8 protein-coding genes are annotated in these 7,111 nt (G+C 31.4%); all 8 read right to left on the reverse strand.

From position 1 onward, the window contains the following. Window positions 1–5: 5 nt before the first annotated feature. The gene (locus DWZ69_RS05125; RefSeq protein WP_117998740.1) at window positions 6–1,319 is read right to left on the reverse strand and encodes a hypothetical protein; all 1,314 of its coding nucleotides are present in this window, start codon (window positions 1,317–1,319) and stop codon (window positions 6–8) included. Window positions 1,320–1,359: 40 nt separating this feature from the next. After that, window positions 1,360–1,881 (reverse strand): sigma-70 family RNA polymerase sigma factor, encoded by a 522-nt coding sequence (locus tag DWZ69_RS05130; RefSeq protein ID WP_117998739.1) that lies wholly within the window; start codon window positions 1,879–1,881, stop codon window positions 1,360–1,362. A gap of 99 nt (window positions 1,882–1,980) precedes the next feature. After that, window positions 1,981–2,361 (reverse strand): hypothetical protein, encoded by a 381-nt coding sequence (locus DWZ69_RS05135; RefSeq protein WP_117998738.1) that lies wholly within the window; start codon window positions 2,359–2,361, stop codon window positions 1,981–1,983. A gap of 62 nt (window positions 2,362–2,423) precedes the next feature. Next, window positions 2,424–2,654 carry a hypothetical protein gene (locus DWZ69_RS05140; RefSeq protein WP_117998737.1) on the reverse strand — a complete coding sequence of 77 codons (231 nt, stop codon included), beginning with the start codon at window positions 2,652–2,654 and terminating at the stop codon, window positions 2,424–2,426. Between the two features lie 32 nt (window positions 2,655–2,686). Further along, window positions 2,687–3,070, reverse strand: coding sequence for a VOC family protein (locus tag DWZ69_RS05145; RefSeq protein ID WP_117998736.1), 384 nt, complete (start codon window positions 3,068–3,070; stop codon window positions 2,687–2,689). A 343-nt stretch (window positions 3,071–3,413) separates the two neighbouring features. Then, window positions 3,414–3,596: a class I SAM-dependent methyltransferase gene (locus tag DWZ69_RS05150; protein ID WP_117998735.1), complete on the reverse strand. Its 183-nt coding sequence runs from the start codon at window positions 3,594–3,596 to the stop codon at window positions 3,414–3,416. Between the two features lie 214 nt (window positions 3,597–3,810). Then, on the reverse strand, window positions 3,811–5,229 hold the full coding sequence (locus tag DWZ69_RS12250; RefSeq protein ID WP_243002555.1) for an N-acetylmuramoyl-L-alanine amidase: 1,419 nt from the start codon (window positions 5,227–5,229) through the stop codon (window positions 3,811–3,813). 46 nt (window positions 5,230–5,275) lie between these two features. Further along, entirely contained in the window at window positions 5,276–6,574 is a 1,299-nt protein-coding gene (locus DWZ69_RS05160; RefSeq protein ID WP_117998734.1) for a M14 family metallocarboxypeptidase, read from the reverse strand. Window positions 6,575–7,111: the final 537 nt, after the last annotated feature.

Raw genomic sequence — 7,111 nt, forward strand, 5'->3', positions numbered from 1 at the left:
CTCTACTATTTTAAATCTGATATATCTACAATATACGCTTTTTTATCAAATGTAATCAACATTTTGTTTTCTTTTCCCATTAAGTAAAACTGTATATTGTCCCGATATTTTTCCGGTATATTTAGTTTCATCAACTGTTTATTTTCAAAATTTATCAAATATAGATCACCATTGGAAACACCACCAAATATAGCGTATTTTTCTGAGGAAATAATTGATTCCACATTTTTTTCAGATATATTGATTTGAAATCTATCACCTTTTATTACATTTTCAATTGTCAGGATATTTTTTTCAAATAAATATGTCCAATTTAAATTTATGTCAATATTTATGTTGAAAAATTCCTTTTCTATTTTTCCGTTCTTTAGATTTACAAGGTACTTACTGTAATACTCAGTTTTATTTTTTGTAAATGGCTTGCCCAAAGTCAATATATGATAATCATCAACATAACTAATTTCGTCAGTAGTTGCATATCCATTTATTGTGTCCTTTTTTAATTTCTTTTCTGTTTTGTTTTCTAAATCAAACATCGACCAATATCCTTTTGACCTAAAATTGCAAAGAAGTGTTTTTCCATTTGGGGAAAGGGCAAAATTACATATCATTCTATCGTTTGAAAGTTTTTCAATTTCATTTGTGTCCAAATTGATCTTTACTATCGTTTCCTTCACAATAGTGTCCTTTTGGGTATGACACAAAGTAGCATAAATTGACCTTCCTTTTATAACCTGAAAAACCTCACTAATGGCACCGCTATAATTAAAGGCACAAATTTCTTTGTCTTTTATAACATATTGAAATGAAAAACCTTCACCCTCATATTTTCCCTTAAATTTATTTACAGATTCTCTTGATAGCTGATCATCTTTTATTGAATATACGTTTTCAACTTTTTCAGAACTTTCTTTGTTATATTCCAATATGAAAGTTTCATTTCTACCAGCAATTTCCATATTTTCATTTAACTGAATTTTACCTTCAGGTGTTTCACCTTTGTCATTTAACTGGATTTTATTTTTAGTTTTCTCCCCTTTATCATTTGAGCGATTAGATTCCACATTTACCTGCTGAACCTTATTTGTTCCAAATAATCCCTGCAAAAATCCCTTAAAAGAATCCGAATTGTTTGCTCCAACAGTAATTCCCGTTGCACAAACTAACACTACTGCCAAGCTGACCATTGCCCATTTCATTTTTCTCAAACTTGTAAATTTGATTTTGAAATTTACACTTTCAGTTTCAATTGACTGTTCAAGTAATTCTTTTTTCCAGCTTTCAGGAGTTTTAATTGTATCTAATTTTTTTAAATTCATATTTGCCTCCATTCTCCAATTTTTAATAAGTTTCTATTTCTTAGACCTGCTTTTTTACAATTGTAGCAAGTTTTTCCCGACCACGTCGTAATCTTGACTTTACGGTATTAACACTTAATTGAAGAATGTCTGAAATTTCTTTTGTAGTATATTCCTGGTAATAATAAAGAACTAAAATTTCACGATACTTTAAAGGTATTCTTCTCAATGCGTTTATCAAAATTTCGGTATCGCTGTCATATTGCAATTCTCTCATTGAATTGCCACTATCTTTATGTACATTTTCCAACTTTTCCTTATCTAAACCAACGGATACATTTTTATTCCAGAAAGACTTATGATAATCATTACATTCATTTCTTGCCACCCTAAGCAACCATGCTTTTAAATGCTCACTGTCGTTAAATGTTTTTGAACATTTATATAATTTTATAAATGTATTTTGAAAACAATCTTTAGCCGCCTCTTCATTTTGTGTCCATACCACGCACATCCTAGTTATGTAATCAGAATATTTTTCAATAACTTCTTCATAACTCATGCCGGCATATGTGTTACTCATAACTTTCCTCCTTTCAAAATTTGAAAGATTTCTCTTTCTACATAACACACGATTGTTTTCAGGAAATGGGTGCAAAAAAGAAGAATATTGGGGATTTGGTTATCTAGGTGTCATTCCTCCCCCTTGAAAAGGATGCATTGCCGCCCACTGCACACTATTTGGTATCTTATTACAACGTGCAACTGTACCTTTCCATCTTTTAGTTTTATTTTTTTTATATTTTTTTGTATGATTTCTTTTTTTTATATTCTTTTTATAATATTCCCACATAACTTTGGTATAGTTATTTCTTAATTTACATTTAACCCATTGTTTGCTTGCAGGATTATATACAGTAACTATTATTTTTTTATCCTTTGTCATATTAAAGTTACAACAAAACAACTCTACACCATTATCTAATATTAATACAACTGTGTTAATTGGAAATTCTCGACCATGTATAAGATATTGTCCTCCTAATGTATGATAGATGTTCATATTACAACACCCCTTTCTCCATTTGTTTCCGTATTTATTACAAAATTTGAAATTGCTTTTCATTACGCAAATTTTGAAATTAAGTATACTACACCAATAACTATCCCGACTGCAATTAGTACACCTATTATCAAACATATTGTTGCCACAATCACTATTAATATATTTTGTATTACCTTGTTATGCACCTTTTTTTCGAATATCTTTATAGGATTTACTCCTATTATATTGGCAATCCATTCTGGCAATATTTCCATAATAAACTCCACAACAAAATCAAACAATATTTCCATGCCACTTCTCCTTATTACTTAGATTGTAATTATTATCTTACTTGGAAAAGTTCGATTTGTTCTCTTAACGGTCCAAAGCAGAATGCTATTCTTATAGGAAATTTTGGGTTGGACTGAATTTCCACGTTTTTAGGTTCTACAAATACATTGTAACCAGCCTGCTTAATTCTCTTAACACATTCATCTACATTATCAGTGGCAAAGGCAAAATGTCTTATAATCCCCGTCTCTTCACTTCCGCCACCATTGTTAAACACTTCAATAATTCCATTACCTGTATCAAACATTATCCCCTCGCTCCATGTTCTTGCAACAGGAATTTCCAGTATCTCATTATAAAACTCTACTACCTTTTTATACTCTTCCTGATTTTTACACTTCATTGATACATGATGTATGCCTTTAATTAAACTCATATTTTCTCCTTTCAGAATATATTTTAAGATTTACACGTAACCATAAGTCGAATAGACTTACTGCGATATGCTCGTTATAATATTTGGTTCAATATTTTTTTAGAACAAAGAATGTCGCTTGCGACATTCTACGCAACCAGCGCGTGCCTATTTAGCAACATTTTTCCATTTGCGCGAGTGTACATCCATAGTGGAACGTTTTTTATGTAATAAGAAAACACTTCCTTTCAAATATTATTATATCTAAAAGGAAATGCTTTTACATTATATTTTCACTATTTTTACACTATTTATTATACTACCGCCACGAATGTGTGTTATTCAATCAGACATAAAAAAACTCTTATAAATCTAATAACTTCTTTTTCTTTTCATAATAATCTTTTTCATTCAAAATCAATTTTCTTGCAGCATTTATCATGGCTTTAGAATTATCCACCAAATATATATTTATATTTTCCGGCAAAATCTCTTTTTCCTTAACCCAGAGCAAACCGTTTCCACATCCAATATCCAGTATATCCATTCCTGCCTTTATATCACATTTATCTATAAAATAAAAGAAAAGTCACCTGCTCTAACTGACCTATATCTCTGTTTCCAGATAATTATCAGTTAAAACAAATGACTTTTTAATAATTTTATTTAATTGTTTTACAATAAATCCATTAAATTTAATTGGCTTTAATTTTATTCGGTTATCTCCGACTCGGTTTATTCCGAGTTAATTAACTATTTACCTACTTATTCATGCCCTTCACAATTCCATTGGCAATCTTATTTAATGCCTTACCTGAATGATCACTTCGTTTATCCCCAACTTCTAAATCAACAGATGCTATTGTTGAATAGGATGTTTGCGTTAAATCAATTGCCATAGCTCCATTTCCATAAATTTTTACACCGGCATTTTTCATTCCCCAAATAAGATTTTGTCCTAATTTATTATGTTTTTTCCAATTCTTTGAAACCGGATACATATTTCTGTAGGACTTGTTATTTGGAACGCTAATATAAAATGCGCCTTTATTTGCTGATGAAGAATCATAATGTAGGGCAATGTGGTAATCTGCATTGTTGTTTGCGTATACCGTTCTTCCTATGTTGTCTATCTGTGAATCTTCACTTTCTCTTACCATCAAAACATTATAGCCTGCTTTTAAAAGTTTCTTTTTCACAACCATTGCCAGTTTAAGTGTTGCCTTTGCCTCAGGTGTTCCGTCACTTAAAGTAGTTCCACCGTTAATTGATGTAGCTTTTACAGCTCCCTGAGCTGTACTTCCACCTGTCACCTTTGCACTTTTGTCAGGATGACAAAAAGTCTTAACACTTTCGCCGCCTTTTGTTCCATGACCGGCATTTACACAAACTGTTTTCTGCTTAAGTTTAGATGCTGTTGAAAAATATAATGTTGCTGCGTCTGTATGTATTTTGGAATAACCTGCAAATTTCCATTTAGAATTCCATGCAATTATTTCGGCGCAGGTGCTCCAAACTGAATAATATTTGTTTTTTCCTTTTTTTACATATCCCCTGACTCTCACGTAGTAATTTTTCTTCTTTAATTTACTAAGCTTTGCAGAATTTTTGTTTTGTACGTTTATAGTTTCACCCTTTGTAAAATTTTCTTTTGTTGAATATTGAATTTCATATCCGTTTGCTTTACTGTTTTTGCGCCATGAAATCTGATTATTTCCAGATTTTCCTGATAATATGTTAATGCTGCTTCCTTTAAGGAAATAGTTTTTAACTTCTAAAGAAGGTTTGCTCTCGTATCTCTTACCTTTTGCTGTTTTGTATGCCACAACCTTAAAAGTGTACAAGCTTCCATTCTTATTTGCTTTCTTATCAGTATACTGAATTGATTTTTTTACCTGACAGATTTTCACTCCATCCCTGTAAATATCGTAGCCCTTAGCACATTCTATTTTGTTCCATTTTATAGTTGTGCTGTTTTTATTATTTATAACGGATGTTATTGTGGGTCTTTCCTTTTCAAAATCTGTAGCTGATCTAGCAATCTCTTCTGCCCCAACAATGGTGTTTATGGAATTTGTTCCTGCCACTTGCGAACTTTTATCAGCAATTTCTGTTCCTGCAGCTATTATTGTTATAATTAGTCCTGATGCAATTATCTTTTTAATCGTATTTTTATTCATATGTGACCACCTTTTCTCACTGTTAAAATACTGTATACACTTGATTTTATGAATACATTTTTGCAACTGCTACTAATACATATCTGTTTAATTTATATATTTTCTTAAATTCAATATTTTTTACAGGCGCCGGTACTTTACCAGTTTCTAATGTGCAATTATAAATATTTCTAGCATCTAAATAATCGCTAAATGTACCATAAGCTGTTGGCTCACTTATTACGTGAGTATATTTTGTCATAGAATACAACATATTGCTAAGTTTTGTATGTTTACGGTGATACATAACTTCTCCAGCCTGATGATAACAAATTACTACATTAGGTTTTACTTTTTTAACTACGGCTATCTGTGCCTTTGTCTCAGGTTCAGATACAGCTTTCTTTCCTGCATATAACTTTTGACCAGGTGCTTTTGCGCTTTCTCTTCCAAAGCCTTCGGCGAAGTTTCTATTGATATCCACGCCTCTTGCATTTGACTTCCATTCTTTAAAACTAGCTCCTTTTGCTATTTTGTAAAGGTTCTGACGTAAATTAATATCTCTTATTTTCTTAGGTCCATATTGACTAATTGTTACACCATCCGGATTTACCATTGGCATAATTACTAATTTTACCTTGTTAAAAATTGTACTGTAATTCTTTCCCTGATATTTTTTGGTATCATATCCTCTACAATACTCTTCAATTACTTTCATCATAAATTTAGTATTCATATACTCTCTTGCATGTATTGACGTTTCTACATAAACAGTCTTCTTAGCCGTTTCCTTACCTAAAGTAACGTAATACAACTTTCTCTTATCTAAACTTTTTCCTGCAACTTCAACTTTCAATATTGAGCCGTAGGCTTCTTTTAGTTTCTTAAGGTCAGATTTCATGTCTGCATAGGAATATTTCTTATCTAATGTATTTACTATTTTTTTAGCATTACATTTGTAGACAACATATTTTGATTTTACTAATAGCTTCTTATTTCCAACTTTTAACATTGAATATCCGCTATTGCATTTCTTATAAACATAGTAGCGGACTCCTTTTTTGACCTTTGTTACTTTCTCCAACTTTAAATTATATGCATAAACTGATTTCTTAACATAGCCACCTTTTTTAACTTTTGTTCCTTTTGTGTCCACGTTAGGTTTCGTTGTTGGTTTCTCAGTAGTAGGCTGCTTCGTAGTTGGTTCTTCCACCTTTGTAGTGGTTTCCGGTGCTGTAGTTGTTTCCTCTGTCACCGTAGTTGCCACAACCGTTGTTTCTTCTACTGCCTGGGCTTTTACCCCCGCAAAATTCATTACTAATGCTATTGCTCCAATTAGCATTAGTGTTTTCAAAGTTTTTTTCATATGTTCCTTCCTTTCAATTTTGGGTATATTTGCTGCGTTTTTTCTTATTTATATTATAATTTCTAACATATTAAATAGCAATTATTGTTTATTTTTTGACAGATATATTAAAGCATATTGGGGTATTTTTTCATAATCTAATTTAATTGCCAATTACTAAAATATTCATATAAAACATTTCTTCTACATATATTTTTTTGTATGGAGAATTATTTGAAAACCGACAAAACTACCATTACCATATGCATAGCATTACCGCTTATACTAGGTGTTTTATCTGTCCTTTTAACCCGGGGAAATATGCAGACCTTTGAGATGGATAAACAAGCTGCCTTTTTCTCCACTGGGATGTATTTTCCCAATTATTTGGACTATTCTGTATGTCCTTATGGGTATCAGTTCCGATCTTGCAGTAATTTCAGATTAACCTAATGATAAAGCCTTATCTGTTTATTTAACTTGCTTTTAAGCAAAAATAACGGGCTTCATGATACTCCCCTGTCTATCTGACCGGGGCGTATCATAATGCCCGCTACT

It is taken from the genome of Eubacterium sp. AF34-35BH, from assembly GCF_003477765.1.
In the GTDB taxonomy this organism is placed as follows: domain Bacteria; phylum Bacillota; class Clostridia; order Lachnospirales; family Lachnospiraceae; genus Eubacterium_G.